At 76.9% G+C, this 15,457-nt stretch carries 10 protein-coding genes; 5 read left to right on the top strand and 5 right to left on the bottom strand.

Annotated elements, in window-relative coordinates; genetic code table 11:
- Positions 1-51: 51 nt before the first annotated feature.
- Positions 52-4,719, bottom strand: coding sequence for a hypothetical protein (locus tag ACSUPT_RS25205; RefSeq protein WP_436945587.1), 4,668 nt, complete (start codon positions 4,717-4,719; stop codon positions 52-54).
- A gap of 321 nt (positions 4,720-5,040) precedes the next feature.
- Between ACSUPT_RS25205 and ACSUPT_RS25210 the strand changes: the two genes are divergently transcribed.
- The 5 genes from ACSUPT_RS25210 to ACSUPT_RS25230 all read left to right on the top strand — a co-directional run bounded on the left by ACSUPT_RS25210 (position 5,041) and on the right by ACSUPT_RS25230 (position 10,013).
- Positions 5,041-5,871: an inositol monophosphatase family protein gene (locus tag ACSUPT_RS25210; protein ID WP_351964693.1), complete on the top strand. Its 831-nt coding sequence runs from the start codon at positions 5,041-5,043 to the stop codon at positions 5,869-5,871.
- A gap of 89 nt (positions 5,872-5,960) precedes the next feature.
- The gene (locus ACSUPT_RS25215) at positions 5,961-7,382 is read left to right on the top strand and encodes a phytoene desaturase family protein (protein ID WP_351964694.1); all 1,422 of its coding nucleotides are present in this window, start codon (positions 5,961-5,963) and stop codon (positions 7,380-7,382) included.
- Positions 7,383-7,588: 206 nt separating this feature from the next.
- Positions 7,589-8,344: a thioesterase II family protein gene (locus tag ACSUPT_RS25220; protein ID WP_403499738.1), complete on the top strand. Its 756-nt coding sequence runs from the start codon at positions 7,589-7,591 to the stop codon at positions 8,342-8,344.
- A gap of 183 nt (positions 8,345-8,527) precedes the next feature.
- The gene (locus ACSUPT_RS25225) at positions 8,528-9,097 is read left to right on the top strand and encodes a DedA family protein (protein ID WP_361658906.1); all 570 of its coding nucleotides are present in this window, start codon (positions 8,528-8,530) and stop codon (positions 9,095-9,097) included.
- 358 nt (positions 9,098-9,455) lie between these two features.
- Complete coding sequence (locus ACSUPT_RS25230; protein WP_436945589.1) at positions 9,456-10,013, top strand: O-acetyl-ADP-ribose deacetylase; 558 nt, start codon at positions 9,456-9,458, stop codon at positions 10,011-10,013.
- A 146-nt stretch (positions 10,014-10,159) separates the two neighbouring features.
- On the opposite strand, the gene ACSUPT_RS25235 is transcribed toward ACSUPT_RS25230, so the two are convergent.
- The 4 genes from ACSUPT_RS25235 to ACSUPT_RS25250 form a co-directional block, all read right to left on the bottom strand.
- Positions 10,160-11,113 (bottom strand): sigma-70 family RNA polymerase sigma factor, encoded by a 954-nt coding sequence (locus tag ACSUPT_RS25235; protein ID WP_361658901.1) that lies wholly within the window; start codon positions 11,111-11,113, stop codon positions 10,160-10,162.
- A gap of 10 nt (positions 11,114-11,123) precedes the next feature.
- Complete coding sequence (locus tag ACSUPT_RS25240; RefSeq protein ID WP_436945591.1) at positions 11,124-12,323, bottom strand: NAD(P)/FAD-dependent oxidoreductase; 1,200 nt, start codon at positions 12,321-12,323, stop codon at positions 11,124-11,126.
- 106 nt (positions 12,324-12,429) lie between these two features.
- Positions 12,430-12,831 (bottom strand): hypothetical protein, encoded by a 402-nt coding sequence (locus ACSUPT_RS25245; protein ID WP_351964701.1) that lies wholly within the window; start codon positions 12,829-12,831, stop codon positions 12,430-12,432.
- 130 nt (positions 12,832-12,961) lie between these two features.
- Positions 12,962-15,415 (bottom strand): WD40/YVTN/BNR-like repeat-containing protein, encoded by a 2,454-nt coding sequence (locus ACSUPT_RS25250; protein WP_436945592.1) that lies wholly within the window; start codon positions 15,413-15,415, stop codon positions 12,962-12,964.
- Between the last annotated feature and the right edge of the window lie 42 nt (positions 15,416-15,457).

The following is a 15,457-nucleotide window of genomic DNA, read 5'->3' on the forward strand; positions in this document are numbered from 1 at the left end:
CGCCTGGGCGCCGGCGTGGCGGGGCGGTCGGCGGGCGGCCGGCCCGTGCCCCTACGCCGCGTCCGGCCGCGACTCCCACGCGCGGGCGAACAGTTCGTGCGGCGGCAGCAGCGGCAGCAGGCGTACGCACGGGGACGACACCTCCTTGCGGGCGACCGTCGCGTGGTACGCCGCCAGCTTCGCCGTCTCCAGCGGCAGTTCCGGCGCCTTCACCTCCGTCCACGGGCCCGGTACGAACGCGGTGCGCCCCGCCCGTGCCCTGCGGCCCGTCTCGACGGCGCCCACGGCCGCCAGCTCCGCCTGGGCGGCCTTGTGGCGGGCGGGCGACCAGCCGTTCCAGCGGCGCACGTTGCGATCCGTCGGCCGCGCCAGCGCCAGCAGCTGGAGATACAGCGCCGCCGCGTCCGCGCCCACCCCGAGCGCCCCGGCCGCCTCCGCCACCAGAGCGGGCACGCTCAGCGCCGGGTTCAGCTCGTACCCGCCGGCCGGGACCGGCGTCGACGCCGCCCGCTCCACCAGGCGGGCCACCCCGCCGCCGCGTATCGCCCCGAGCCGCTCGATCCTCTGCCGCAGCCACGGCCGGTCCAGCTCGCGGCAGAGCCGCAAGGCCCGCTCCAGCCGCACGGGGTCGGCCAGTGCCGCCGTCCGCAGGCAGGTGTCGCCGCTCGGCAGCGCGACGACGAACGTCCCGTCGTCGTACACGGCCTCCACCGGCACGCTCCGTCCCGCACCCTCCCGCGGGCAGGGCGCGACCGTCCCCCGGTACGGCGGCACGGCCGGGTCGGCGGCCAGCGCCTCCGCCAGCCGCCGCTCCCCGTACAGCGGGACCAGGGTCCCCGGATCGTCCATCAGCGCGGCCAGCCGCCCGTGGAGCCGCACGGCGGCGGCCGCGGCCGGATCGCCGACGGGCCGCTCGGTCAGCGCCCACACGATCAGCGACACGAGCCGGGCGTCCACCACACGCGGCCCCACGTACGCGCCGGCCGTGCCGTCCGCCTCCGCCTCGTGCACATCGAGCCCGCCCCGGCCGTCCTCCGCGAGGACGAACCCGGTGGCGCCGAAGCCCGCCACCCCGGCGGGCGGCTCCCCGGTGGCGAGGCTCCGCGCCCACTCGCCGCCCAGCCCAAGGTCCTCCTCCACCGCGGCGGTCAGGTCCTCGTCGACGTACACCTGCCTGCCGACCAGACGGACCCACACCTCGGCCATCCGCCCGGCGGCGGCCGCCATCCCGCCGGCCGCCCACAGCTCCGCCGGGTCCTCCGGCACACCCGCGGCGAGGACCGCTGCCCGACCCTGCGCGCCCAGCCCGTTCCACAGCGACCGGTACGCGTCGACGACGGCCTTCGTCGCGGCGTACGGCTTCGACCGCAGCATCCTCCGGTCCTCGTCGTACCCCTCGCGGCGCGGCAGCCCGGCCAGCACCAGCGCCGCGACGGGCCGCCGCACCCCGGTCCGCCGCGCGAACACGTCCACCGCCTCCGCCGCCAACGGCAGCGGCCCGTGCCGCTCCACCAGCTCCAGCAGCCCCGGCAGCCGCGCGGCGTCGTCCCGCCCGACGGTCACCGTCGCCACGTCCTCGGCGCCGTCCGGCGCGGGCTCGGCGGCGGACTGGAGGAACCGCACCGCCCCGTCCTGCCCCGCGCCCGTGGCCAGCAGCCCGCCGGCGGCCCGGCGGGCCTCCACACCGGCGTACGGGGCGCGGCCCGTGCGCCACCGGCTGCCGCGCTCGGCGAACGGCTGCCCGCTCCACACCCGCAGCAGCGCCGCCAGGGCGTCCCGCTCCTCGCCTGGCGTCGTCTCCACCGCCGCGCGCCAGCACACCGCGTCGATCCGCCCCGCGAGGGCCGTCCACTCGCCGGGCGTCGCGGGCAGCGCCAGGGCCGCGGTCTCCGCGTCGATCCCGCCCCGCAGATGGCGGCCGTCCGCCGCGACAGCCGTGAGCGTCGCCGCCAGCGGCCGGACCTTCGGCGCGGCATACGGGCGCAGCTGCGGAAGCAGCCCGTACAGGGCGGGCAGCAGCACCGTGTCCGGCACCTCGGCGGGCAGCGTCACCACCGGGCCCGACCGCATGACGGCGACCCGCCGGGACAGCTCCTCACGACGCCGCAGCACATCCGCCGCGAGCAGCGCCGCCCGCACCACACCGGCCACCACCCGCGGCTCGGCCACCTCGGGCAGCACCCGCGCGAGCGCCTCCCGCACCGCCGCCCCGGCCCCGCCGGGCGCCGCGCCGTCCGCGCCGCCGCGGCCCCCGGGCGCGCCGCCGCCGAGCGCCGCGTCGAGCAGGGCGCGCACGGCCTCGTCGCCGGCCGCGCGCAGCGCCTTCGACGCCGCCTCGTCGCGCGGGGTGAGGAAGTGCCAGTACGCGGGCGGGGGCACCGGCCCGACCGCGTGCCCGGACGGGCGGCGCCACCGGTGCCGTTCGCCGCCGGGGAAGCCGTGCGCCTCCCACAGCAGCGAGCCGTCCCGCGCGGCGTACGCGCGGACGTTGTCCGGCTCGACCAGCACCGCGTCCTCGCCGCCCGCGGGCATCCGCAGCACACCCCACGGGTGCCGCCCCGGCTGCGCACTGCGGAACCGGGCCCAGCGGCCGTCGACGCCCTCCAGCACGAAGTCCGTCGGCGACGGCCCGGCGTACGGCGTCCCGTACAGCACCCGGCAGCCGACCAGCCGCCCGTCCTGCCCCAGCGGCGACGGCGGGGCGCCCTCCGGCAGGGCCGCGAGCGACAGCGAGTCCGCGAACACCGCCCGGCCCAAAGGCACCTCGCCGTCCCGGTGGAACGCGGGCAGCGCGCGGTCCCCCAGCCGCGCGCCCGTCGCCGGGTCCACGCGCTCCCAGTCGCCGCGGAAGACCCGCGCGCTCCACAGCCGCGTGCCGTCGCCCATCTGGAGCTCGCCGTCGTCGTCGACTCCGCCCCGGTCGCCGGGCCGCAGCACCCGGGTCCCGTCGTGCCGCCCGCCCCCGTCCGGGGTGGCGAACTGGAAGCCGAACGCGCCGTCGACGAGCCCGTCGAACGGCCGCAGACCGGACACCCGCTCCGGCTCGAACACCTCCTCCGGCCGGTCGGACCAGAAGGCGCGCCGCGCGAACGTGCCCTTCTCCTCGTCCGTCCAGCTCACCAGGAACCGCCCGCCGGCGAAGTGCGCGACGTGCATCGTCGCGTCCTGCGGGACGGCGAACGCGCAGGCGGCGCGCCGCCCCGCGTGGTCCACGGCGACGGCCCGGTCCCGCCCGTACACGGTCAGCACCGGCCAGGTGCAGGTCACGCCCCGCACCCCGTCCGGGCCGAGCTCCGCGACCGCCTCCTCCAGAGCGGGCCAGCCCAGCTCCTCCGGTAGGCCCGCCCGCAGGGAGCGCGCCAGGGGCCCCGTCAGGTCCAGGCCCGCCAGCGCCTCGTCGACACCGTCCAGGGCCGTGGCCGTCGGCCGGTCCAGCAGCCGCGCCAGCTCGTCCACCGCCTCGTCGGCCGCCGCGAGCCCGCCACCGCGCACCTCCCGCAGCAGCGCGTCGATCCGGGCGCGGACCTCCGCCGCGATGCCGGAGTTCTCCGGCATCCGCGTGATGGCCGTGCCGCCCCCGCGCAGCCCGGCGTGGACCGTGCCCTCCAGCCGCCGCCCGAACACCGGGTCCGCGGCCAGCGCCTGCAGATCGCGCCGCGACCGCTCGCCCCAGAACTCCAGCCGCACCGCGTCGCCCGGGTCCTCCACCGCGACCCCCTCGGCCAGGCACGCGTCCAGCAGGTCCGCGTCGAGCCCCGGATAGCGGTAGCGGTCCTCGTGCAGCCGCACCGGCGCCTCCGCCGCCCGCAGCCGCGGCGCGAACCGGGCCACCAGGTCGAACAGCTCCTGCGGCATCGGCTGCCGGACCACACCGCCGCCGCGCCGCCCGTGGGAGTACATCCGCGTGTACCGCCCCAGCCATCCGGCGACCCCGCCCTCCGGCGTCACCCGGCCCGCCACCACCGCGTCGGCGGCCCCCGACCGCTGGAGGAGCCGCAGCCAGGCCGCCGCGTCGCCCCGCGAGTCCGGGAACAGGTCCACCAGCGCCGCGTACACCCCGTCGTCCTGCGGGTGCCGCTCCAGCAGCGCGGCGACCGCGTCCAGCAGGGCGTCCGGCACCGCCTTGCCGCGCCCGCCGCCCACCACGCGCGCGAGGACCCGCGCGTCCTCCGCCGCGTCGAGCCCGGCCGCCCGCGCCGACGCCCGCACGCGCCGCGCCAGATCGGCGGGCAGCTCGCCCGGCGACCCGGCCCACGCCGTCAGCACCCGCACGAACTCCCGGTGCGCCTCCCCGGCGTCCAGCACCGAGGCGAGCCACCGCTGATGGTCGCTCAACTCCTTGGCCGGCAGGACCCCGGTCCCGGCGAGCAGCCGCACGTTCGCCACCCGCCACGCCGTGTCCACCGGCAGCGTGTGCTCCCGCTCCGCCTTCCGGGCCAGCGCGAACACCCGGCCCGCGTACCGGTCGCTCCAGCCGCACAGCCGGTGCGCCACCGTGTCCCAGAACCACGGGCGGTGCGCGGGCGGCAGCTCCCGCACCCGCCGCTCCAGGCCCTCCACGAACCGGCCCGGCTTCTCCCGCGCCCGGTGCACCCCGCCCGCCACCTCGTCGAGCAGGGCCACCGCGGCCGCCTCCGCGCCCGGGTCGTGGGCGCGCACCCAGTCGACGTACACCTGCGACCTGTGGAGCTCCGAACGGAGCGGGGTGGGGACGTTCATGCCCCCGATCCTGGCAGGCGCCACCGACAACGCCCGCGAGAGGGCCGGGAGTCGGGCGGGCGGCGCGCCCCGGCTCCCCGTGCGCGACCATGGGGCTCGAGATGCCGGCGTCGAGGATGTCCGCGTAGCCCGGCTCCCCGTGCGCGACCACGGGGCCCGCGGCGTGAAGCGCGGGCGAGTGGCGGTCGCGCCCCGGCTCCCCCCCCGCGCGACCACGGGCTCGCGGCGTGAAGCGCGGGCGAACGGTGGGGGACGACTCCGCCTCCAGGTGTCACCGGCCGTGAACCCCGGCGTGTCGGTGGGGCGTGGTGTGATGGACGCATGAGCGACGAAGTGCTGGACGACACCGGTTTCCTGTCCGCCGTCGAGGACGCCGTGCGCGCGGCCGCCGCCGCGGAGGTCACGCCCCGCTGGCGGCAGCTCGCCACGCACGAGGTGGACGAGAAGTCGGGACCGCACGACCTGGTCACCATCGCCGACCGCCAGGCCGAGCTGCACCTGACGCGGTCCCTGACGGCGCTGCTGCCCGGCTCCGTCGTGGTGGGGGAGGAGGGCGTCCACGCCGACCCCGTCCTGTACGACGCGATACGCGGCGACGCGCCCGTGTGGATCGTGGACCCGGTCGACGGCACCCGCCAGTTCGTCCACGGCGACCCGGGCTTCTGCACCCTCGTCGCCCTCGCCCGCCACGGCGAGCTGCTGGCGTCCTGGACGTACGCCCCCGCCCTGGGCGAGACGGCCGTCGCCGTCCGCGGCAGGGGTGCCCGGCTGAACGGCGCACCGCTGCGGGCCGGCAGCCCCGAGCCGGGTGCGACGCTGCGGGTCGCCACGGCGCACCCCGACTACACGACCGCGGCGCAGAAGCACGCCCTCGCCGGCCTCGCCGTCGACGGCGTCGACCCCCGGCCGTGCGGCTCGGCGGGCCTGGCGTACCTGGCGGTGGCGCGCGGCGACTGCGACGCGGTCGCCTTCACCTGGGAGTACGCCTGGGACCACGCGGCGGGCCTGCTCCTGGTCACCGAGGCGGGCGGCACGCACCGCACGATCGCGGGCGACCCGTTCCGCGTCACGGGCGGCAACACCCTGCCGTTCACGGCCGCGCGGGACGAGGCCACCGCCACGCGCGTCGTGTCGCTGCTGCGGCCCCAGTGACGCCCCGGCGCCCCGCCCGCCGCCCGGCGGCCGCGGGCGGCGCCCTATCCTGGGCTGTCCTGGCCGTCGGCTGACGAAGGAGTCCGAAGGTGCCGTCGATGCTCGATGCCGTCGTCGTGGGAGCGGGGCCCAACGGGCTGACCGCCGCCGTCGAGCTGGCCCGCCGCGGCTTCTCCACGGCCGTCTTCGAGGCGAAGGCGACGGTCGGCGGCGGAGCCCGCACGGAGGAGTTGACCCTCCCCGGCTTCCGTCACGACCCGTGCTCCGCCGTGCACCCGCTGGGCGCGGGTTCGCCCGCCTTCCGCGCCATGCCGCTCGACCGCTACGGCCTCGAATGGCTCCACGCGCCGCTGCCCATGGCCCACCCCTTCGACGACGGCACGGCGGCCGTCCTGGCCCGGTCCGTCTCCGAGACGGCCGCCTCGTTCGGGCCGCGCGACGCGGGCGCGTACCGGCGCCTCGTCGAGCCGTACACCGGCAGATGGGACACGCTGGCCCGCGACTTCATGTCGCTGCCCCTGACCGCGCTGCCCCGCGACCCCGTGACCCTCGCCCGCTTCGGCCTCGACGGGCTGCCGCCGTCCACCTGGCTGATGCGCCGCTTCCGCGACGACCGCGCCCGCGCCCTGTTCGCCGGGCTCGTCGCCCATGTCATCGCGCCCCTCGGCGGGCTCGCGACCGGCGCGATCGGCCTGGTCTTCGCGCTCGCCGCACACGCGGGCGGCTGGCCCCTGCCGCGCGGCGGCTCCCAGTCCATCTCCGACGCGCTCGCCGCGTACCTGAAGGACCTCGGCGGCGCCGTCCACACCGACTACGAGGTCAAGCGCCTCGACGACCTGCCGCCGGCCCGCGCGTACGTCTTCGACACCTCGCCGACCGCGCTCGCCCGCATCGCCGGCCTCGGAGGCTTCTACGACGGCTACCGCTACGGCGCCTCCGTCTTCAAGATCGACTACGCGCTGGACGGCCCCGTCCCGTGGACCGCCGAGGAGCCCCGCCGCGCCGGAACGGTCCAAGTCGGCCCGTCCACCCGGGAGATCGGCACCGCCCTGCGGCAGGCGTCGGGCGGCACGGCGCCGGAGACACCGTTCCTGATCACCGCTCAGCCCAGCCTCGTCGACCCCGGTCGCGCCCCCGCCGGCAAGCACGTCTTCTGGGCGTACGGCCACGTCCCCAACGGCTGGCAGGGCGACCTCACCGAGGCGATCGAGCGGCAGATCGAACGCTTCGCGCCCGGCTTCCGCGACCGCGTGCTGGCCCGCGCCACCGCCGGCCCGCGCGAGATGGCCGCGCGCAACGCCAACTACGTGGGCGGCGACATCGCCTGCGGCGCCGCCCGCGGCCTCCAGCTGATGCTCCGCCCCCGCCTCACGCTGCGCCCGTACCACACCCCCCACCCGGCGGTGTTCCTCTGCTCGTCCGCCACCCCGCCCGGCCCCGGCGTCCACGGCATGTCGGGGCACAACGCCGCGAAGGCGGTCTGGCGCCACCTGCGCCGGGACCCGCGCTGAGCCCCGCGGAGCCCTCCGCTTCACCCGCGCGGCCCTTCCCGGTGGCCGGGTGTTCCCCGGCGGCCTGTAGCGCCGGTACAGCCGGGTGGTGCAGGGTGGGGACCGTCGTGCCCGGGTGTCGGCCGCCGGGCGCTCGGCGGCCGCGTCGGCGGTCGCCGCGGTGAGGGGCGGGCCGGGACACCGTGAGGGCAGGGGGGAAGCGGACGATGACTCCGGCGAGCCCGTTCCGTTGTTTCGTGGCGCGGCCGGACGCCGCCGTGCGGCTGTACTGCTTCCCCCACGCCGGAGGAGCCGCCAGCGCCTACCACCGGCTCGCCCGCGGGCTGCCGGAGTGGATCGAGGTGCGGGCCGTCCAGTACCCGGGCCGCCAGGACCGCTACGACGACCCCGCGCCCGCGTCGGTGGAGGCGCTCGCGGAAGAGGCCGTACGGGCCCTCGACACGCCCTTCGACCGGCCCACCGCGTTCCTCGGGCACAGCATGGGCGCCGTGGTGGCGTTCGAGGCCGCACGGCGGCTGCGGCCCCGCTTCCCCTCGCCCCTGACCGCCCTCTTCGTCTCCGCGTGCAAGGCCCCGGCGGAGCGCGTGCCGCGCGGCCTGGGCTTCGGCGAGGACGAGGTGCGCGCCTGGCTCCGGGGGCTCGGGGGCGAGGGCGCGCGGGCCCTGGAGGCGCACCCGGAGCTGTGGCAGCTGGCGTACCCGGTCGTCAGCGGCGACCTGAGGATCATCGAGGGGTACCGGTATGTCGCCGGGGCGCCGCTGACCTGCCCGCTCGTCGCGATCGGCGGTGAGGACGACGCCTCCGTCCCGCCCGGCGACCTCGCGCTGTGGAAGGACTACGCGGTCGGCGGCGCCGAGGTCCACACCGTCGCGGGCGGGCACTTCTACTTCGACGAGGAACTCGGCCCCCTGGCCTCCGTCATCACCGGCACTCTGGACCAACTCGTGCGCCACAAACCCTGATTCGGGGCCTCCGGGGCGAGCCGCGGCGCGTTCTCCGGGTGCCCCGGAGAGCGGACCCCGCTTCCCCTAGGGGACAGCTCCTGGATAGCCCTGGGCCGCCCCTGGGGCGGTTGCACCCCGGCGTCGCACCTGCCAGCGTTTGCATGCAGGTGACGGCACGGGAACCCGAGGGAGTTGGCCGGCATGGACTGCTCGTACTGGTTCTACGTGCTGCTCGTTCTCGCCACGGCGCCGCCGATGGTGCCCAACTCCGCGCTGCTCGCCGGGGCGGGCGCCGTCGCGGCGGCCGGCGGTCTGAGCCTGCCCCTCCTGCTGCTCATCCCCCTGACCAGCGCCGTCCTGGGAGACCTCGTCGTCTTCTCGCTGGGGCGCAGGTCGCGGGGCCGGGCGCTGGCCTGGCTGTCGCGCGACGCCCGGCGCCGCTCGATGCTGGAGTGGGTCAGCCACCGGATCCACCGGTACGGCATACCGGCGGTGATCGCCGTGCGCTTCGTGCCCACCGGGCGCGGCGTGGGCGGACTCACGGCGGGCGTGGTGGGCTTCCCGCTCCGCAGCTATCTGATAGGCGCCGGCATAGCCGAGACCCTCTTCGTCTCGTACACCGTCGGCCTCGGATATCTCGGCGGGCGGCTGGTCACGGGCTGCGGGCCCGCCCCGCTGCTGGTCGGCCCGGCGGTCTCGCTGCTGGTCGCCGCCGTCGCGCTGGGCGTGCAGCGGCGGTCGGGCCGTCGCCTCGGACGAGCGGAGCGGTGAGGGAGTCGGGGATGCGGATACGGACGGGACGCGTGCGGCGGCCCGTCAGACGCGGCCCGAGCAGTGCCCGGTGACGGCGCGGGTGCCCCGGCGGCGGCGCGCTGGTGCACACGCTGGTCACCCTGGCCCATCCGCACCGGCTTCGCGTGGTGGCCGCGCTCTCACCACGGCGGACCTACGTGAGCCAGTCGGCGAGGGAACTGCGCTCCACCTGACACCAAAACCATCGCGGCTGCGGCACCGACGCTCAGCCTCGACACCGTCCACGACGACGCCTGGGTGGCCCGCTGCTACGGCACCCCGGCCCCCGGGGCGGAAATGCGGCCGGCGCCGTCCCCGGATCCGGCATGATCGGCTCATGACGCGACTGACCCTGACGCTCGGCGACATCACCCGGCAGCACGCCGACGCGATCGTCAACGCCGCCAACTCCTCGCTCCTGGGCGGCGGCGGGGTCGACGGCGCCATCCACCGCGCGGGCGGCCCCGCGATCCTCGCCGAGTGCCGCGCCCTGCGCGCCTCCCGCTACGGCCGGGGCCTGCCCACCGGGCAGGCCGTGGCCACCACCGCCGGACGGCTCCCCGCCCGCTGGGTGATCCACACCGTCGGCCCGGTGTACGGGCCGGACGGCGGCGGCGATCCCGAGCTGCTCGCCTCCTGCTACCGCGAGTCGCTGCGCGTGGCCGACGAACTGGGCGCCCGCACGGTCGCGTTCCCCGCCATCTCGACCGGTGTGTACCGCTGGCCCCTCGACGACGCCGCCCGCATCGCCGTGCGGGCGGTGCGGGAGGCGGAGACGGCCGTCGAGGAGGTGGTCTTCGTCCTGTTCGACGAGCGGGCGTACGAGGCGTTCGCCCGGTACGCCGGCACACCGGGCGACGACGCCGACGGCCCCGGCGCACCCGTGACCCCCTGACCACGCCACCCCCGGCCGTGCCACCCGCGGTCCGCTGACCACGCACCCGGGCGGCACCGCCCCCGGCCGCGCGGCCCCCTGACCACGCATCTCGGCCGCGCCGCCCGCAGGGCGGGAGCCGGTCCCGGGCCACGGCCGTCGGCGGGTCACCACTCGGCGACGAGCGGCGTGTCCGGCTCCTGCCGCCGCCAGGCGGCGGTGAGCCGTCCGAGGCGGGCGCGGGCGGCGATGCCCCGCACGGTGGCGATCCTGCCGCCCGCGATGTCGAACGTCACGGCGCCGACGACCTGGTCGCCGACGACGACCAGCAGCGCCGGGGCGCCGTTGACGCACGCGTAGTGCATCGCGGGCGTGCCGCCCGCGAGCCGCCGCTTCGCGGGCGTCGGGGTGAACCCGGCCCGCGCGACGGCGGCGATCCGCTGCGGCGTGTCGAACTGCAGCAGCCTCTCCGCCAGACCGGCGCCGTCGGAGATCGCGACAGCGTCGTCGGTGAGCATCGCCACCAGCCGCTCGGTGCGCCCCGACGAGGCGGCGGCGAGGAACTCCTCCACGATCCTCCGGGCGGCCGCGGGGTCCACGTCGTCGCGGTGGCGGCGCGCGGCGGTGACGCGGCGCCGCGCCCGGTGCAGGTGCTGCTGGCTCGCCGCCTCGCTGATGTCGAGGATCTCCGCGATCTCCGCGTGGCTGTGAGCGAACGCCTCGCGCAGGATGTAGACGGCCCGCTCGACGGGGGACAGCCGCTCCATGACGGTGAGCACGGCCAGGGAGACCGACTCGCGCTGCTCGAAGGTGTCGGCCGGGCCCAGCATGGGGTCGCCCGCGAGGAGCGGCTCGGGCAGCCACGCGCCGACGGAGCGCTCCCGGCGGGCCCGCGCCGAGCGGAGCCGGTCGAGGCACAGATGCGTGACGACCTTGGTCAGCCACGCCTCCGGCACCCTGATCCGCTGCCGGTCGGCTGCCTGCCAGTGCAGGAAGGCGTCCTGCACGGCGTCCTCGGCGTCGGCGGCGGAGCCCAGCAGCCGGTACGCCAGCGAGGCCAGCCGGTTCCGGCAGGCCTCGAACCGACTGGTGTCGAAGCGGTCCGTGTCAGTGCTGTCCACGCGGGCCACCCTAGGCGGCGGCACGGCCCTCGGCCGGCGCGTACGGCGGGACCACGAGGGCGAGCTGACGCTTCGGCAGGCCGAAGGTCGGATGGGAGACGCCCCACAGCGCGACCCTGAGGATGCCCGCCTTGATCCGCGCCGCCTTCCGGCCGCTCACGTGCGCCGGCTTCGCCCGCCCCTCGGCGTCGACCAGCTGCAGGATGCCGTCCCGCCGGCCGAGGCTGATGTGGTTGCCCACGTAGCCGAGCCTGACCCGGGCGGCCTTCCGGCCGGTCAGGCGGCCCACGACCGACTCGGCGGCCTGCCGGCCGGTGGAGCCGGCCGAGGCGCACGACATCGGCAGCGGCCTGCCGTTGTCGCCGATGGCGTAGGCGCTGTCCCCGGCGGCGTACACGTCCGGGTGCGACACCGACCGCATGGCGCGGTCGACGACGATCCGGCCGTCCCCGGTGGTCTCCAGTCCGCTGGCGGCGGCGATCGGGTGGACCGCGAACCCGGCCGCCCACACGGTCGCGTCGGCGGCCAGGGCGGCGCCGCCGGCGCACAGCACGCGGGCCGCTTCGACCGCCTCGACGCCGGTGTGCTCCACCACGGCGATGCCGAGCCGGTCGCAGGCCAGGCGCAGATGGGCGCGGGCCCCCGGGGAGAGCCTGGCTCCCAGCTCGCCGCGGGCGATCAGCGCCACCGACAGGGCCGGACGCGACTCGGCGATCTCGGTGGCGGCCTCGATGCCGGTCAGCCCGTCCCCGACGACCACCACGCTCCCGCCGCCTGCGCGCTCCAGGGTGTCCAGGCGCTCCCGCAGGCGCAGCGCCGAGGCACGGCCGGCGACGTCGAAGGCGTGCTCGGCCGCGCCCGGCACGCCGTGGTCGGCCACGTGGCTGCCGAGCGCGTAGACGAGCGTGTCGTAGCCGAGTTCGCCGCCGCCCCGCCCGTCGGCCACGGCGACCACCCGCCGCTCGGGGTCGACCGCGGTGACGCGGGCCAGGCGCAGCCGGACCCCCGTGCCCGCGAAGACGTCGGCGAGCTTCGGGGCGCCGATGTCCTGCCCGGCGGCGACCTGGTGCAGCCGCAGCCGCTCGACGAAGTCCGGCTCGGCGTTGACGAGGGTGATCTCGGTGTCCGCGGAGGAGAGCCGGCGGGCCAGGTTCCCGGCCGTGAAGGCCCCGGCGTATCCGGCGCCCAGGACGACGATGCGGTGCTTCATGCGCGTGCTCCCGTCTCGGTTCGCTTGCTTCCGCGTGTTGAGCGGGGCGGCGGGCCGATTGCTGACAGGAAGCATGTGTGATCTGAGTCATACGAGGGGGTGTCGATCAGGCGAGTACGAGGATCGCGAGCGCGCCCGACACGTCGACGACACCGCACCACTCGGACCACGCGCGCGGCACCACGCGGCCGGAGCGGTGGTGGACGAGGTCCCACACCCCGTGGGCGAACCATCCGGCGGCCGCGACGTACAGGCCCCACCGGGCGTCGGCGGCGAGCGCGAGCGCCGCGAGGGCGCCGAAGCCCGCCAGCCCGGCGAGCTGCACCGCGAGCGTCCGGCGGTCGCGGAGTTCCCCGCGGAACGCGCCGAAGACGAGATAGCAGACCGGCATGGCGACGAGGAGCGCCGCCAGGAAGGCCAGGGGCGGCACCCCGTCGACGAAGGTCACCAGCGCCAGGGCGAGCGCCAGGAAGGTCGGCCATCGACGGGTCAGTGCGTGGTCCGGCATGTGTCACCCTCCGCGATGCCCGGCCGGAGGACCCCGGCCGGCGTGTGTCCGGTGCGGGGAAGTATCCCGGCGCCGCCCGCGCCGGTGCCGGCACTTCGAGAATCCTCAAGACGTCGCCGCCGGCGGCGCCTCACCCGACGCCGGACAGGTCGATGCGGAACATGCCGCGGCCGTGCGTCACGCACACCAGCGTGGCGTCCATCCAGAACAGGTCGTCCACCGAGCAGTTGGTCGGCCCCTCGTTCGTCGGCGACCACGACAGACCGCCGTCCTCGCTGGCGAAGAGACCCACCTCCGTGCCGCAGTACAGGAAGGAGGAGCGCCGCGGGTGCACGGCGAGGGCCCGCACGGGCGCGGCGGGCAGCGCCGAGCCCAGGTTCGCCCACTGCGCCCCGCCGTCCCGGCTCACCCACAGATTGCCCCGGACGTACCCGCCGAAGGCGGCGTACACGGTGTCCGGGTCGCCCGCGACGGCGGTCAGGCACGTGCAGTACCGGGCCGGTTCCAGCGGGCGCGGCCCCGTCACCCCGACGCGGTCCCAGGACGGCATGGGGGCCGTGCCGTCGCCCGTGCGGAACACCCGGCCGTCCGTGTGGCCCACCCAGATCACGTCCGGGTGTCCCGGGGCGACCGCGATGGCGCTGACCGGCTTGCCCGCCGGAGGCTTGACGGCCCGCCACTTCGGGCCCGTCGACAGGGTGTTGGGCGCCTTCGCGTCGTCGGTGCGCCACAGCGACATGCCGCCGGCGAGGAGGCGCCTCGGGGCGTTCGGGTCGAGGACGAACGGGGCGATGAACAGGGCGCTGCCCGACATGGCGTCGGGGATGCGGTACGGCACCGGCTTCCACTGCCAGGTGTTGTCGACCGGGTTCAGCACCTGCCCGTTGATGTACCGCTCGTACCACGGCACGCCCGCCGACTCCCCGTCCGTCGTCGCGCCGTCCACGGAGCGGTGGATGCCGAGCCGTACGTACTCGCCGTAGAAGACGTCCGGGTCGGTCGGGTCGGCGGCGCACCAGCCGCCGTCCCCGCCGAAGATGCTCCGCCACGCCTCGCTGCCGTCGGCCGGGCCGACCGCGAGCGTCCCGTTGTCCTGCGCGCCGCCGACGATGGTGCCGCTGGCCGCGTTCCCCGCGCCGCCGTAGAACTGGGTGGCGCCGTAGTTGTTGACCAGCTCCGTCCAGCCGGCGGTGAACGGCGGTTCCGGCTCGGTGCCGACGGCGGCCAGGTCGACCGCCTTGAACACCCCGCCGTCGTTGCCGAAGAACACCGTCCGGTTGCCCGTCCCGTCGTATCCGGGGTGCGAGACGATCGCGTGCTGGTCGGCGTGCACGGACCGCCCGTGCCACCAGGTGCTGATCTCCCGCAGCCGGTGGCCGCCGTCGGTGCTGCGCCACAGGTTGATCCCGCCCACCACGAGCAGGTCCTCGTCGGCCGGGTCACCGGCCCACACGGCGTTGTCGTACCAGCCCTGCTTGCCGAGGTACGGGGCCTTCAGGCCGTTGGGGGCCAGGGTGCCGCGCCGCCGGTAGGTCGCGCCGCCGTCGTCGGACCGCCAGATCTCGCCGTCCGTCGCCTCCACCGAGGCGTACACCACCTCCGACGTGCGCGCCGCGTACGCCAGCTCCACGCGCCCGCCCCACGGGCCGCGCGCGGCGGGCGTCCACGTCAGGCCGCCGTCCCTGGTGTACCAGGCCTCGCCGTCGGCCATGGCGCCCGCGACGGCGCGCAGGTCGTCGCCCGGGTCGAACCGCACGTCGCCGACCGGCACGTCCAGGACCCTGCGCCAGGTGGCGCGTGCCGGGTCGTCGCAGCGGTGCAGCCCCGTGCCGGTCGCCGCGATCAGCACCTCGCCGGTCGAGGACACCGCGATCCGGCTCACGTAGTGGAAGTCGGGGGTCTGGGTTGCGGGCAGCGGCACCCAGGTGACCGTGTCGGCGGTGGTGAAGATCCCGCTGCCGCGCAGCGCGTCGCCGTTGGAGAAGCCCTCGCCCGTGCCGACGTACAGCCGCCGGTGGTCGGCCGGGTCCATGGCGAGGCACGCGCAGGCGAGGTTGCCCAGGAAGTCGTCCACGGGCGCCCACCAGGCCCCGCCGTCCCCGGTGTGCCAGACCCCGCCGCCCGCGCTCGCCGCCCACATCCGGTCCGGGTCGTCCGGGTCGACGACCAGTCCGCGGGTGCGGCCGCCGATGTTGCCGGGACCCAGCCACTCCCAGGCGGTCATCGCCATCCCGGCGGTCGGCGCGGGCCCGGCGCGGGTGCCGATCCCGTCCTGGAGGGTGGGGACGCCGGCCGTCACCGGGGAGGGCGGGCTGGAGCGGACAGCCGTCCACATCTGCCCGAGCGCCGTCTCCAGCGCCTGCTCGGGCACCTTGCCCTCGTCGTCCCGCAGCTGCTCCAGGCGGAACATGCCGCGTTCGGTGGGCAGGTCGGCCCGGTCGAGGCGGACCAGCGCCTTGCGCAGCGCGCCCTCGGGCGTCCGCGCGAGCGTCTCGTTGGTGGTGCCGCGCGCCTCCCGCAGCAGGGGCACCTGGTCGACGGGGATGTTCCTGGCACGGGCCAGTTCTTCGTCCGAGGTGGTCATGGCGATCCGCTCTCCTCGCGGGCCGGTCGGTTCGGCACCCGG

It is taken from the genome of Streptomyces sp. SudanB25_2051, assembly GCF_964272635.1.
GTDB lineage: Bacteria > Actinomycetota > Actinomycetes > Streptomycetales > Streptomycetaceae > Streptomyces.

Excerpts from the sequence above, each read along its gene's own strand:
- ACSUPT_RS25245 (WP_351964701.1), bottom strand. The coding sequence starts at position 12,831 with ATGCCGGACCACGCACTGACCCGTCGATGGCCGACCTTCCTGGCGCTC.
- ACSUPT_RS25220 (WP_403499738.1), top strand. The coding sequence starts at position 7,589 with ATGACTCCGGCGAGCCCGTTCCGTTGTTTCGTGGCGCGGCCGGACGCC.
- ACSUPT_RS25205 (WP_436945587.1), bottom strand. The coding sequence starts at position 4,719 with ATGAACGTCCCCACCCCGCTCCGTTCGGAGCTCCACAGGTCGCAGGTG.
- ACSUPT_RS25230 (WP_436945589.1), top strand. The coding sequence starts at position 9,456 with ATGACGCGACTGACCCTGACGCTCGGCGACATCACCCGGCAGCACGCC.
- ACSUPT_RS25240 (WP_436945591.1), bottom strand. The coding sequence starts at position 12,323 with ATGAAGCACCGCATCGTCGTCCTGGGCGCCGGATACGCCGGGGCCTTC.
- ACSUPT_RS25250 (WP_436945592.1), bottom strand. The coding sequence starts at position 15,415 with ATGACCACCTCGGACGAAGAACTGGCCCGTGCCAGGAACATCCCCGTC.
- ACSUPT_RS25210 (WP_351964693.1), top strand. The coding sequence starts at position 5,041 with ATGAGCGACGAAGTGCTGGACGACACCGGTTTCCTGTCCGCCGTCGAG.
- ACSUPT_RS25225 (WP_361658906.1), top strand. The coding sequence starts at position 8,528 with ATGGACTGCTCGTACTGGTTCTACGTGCTGCTCGTTCTCGCCACGGCG.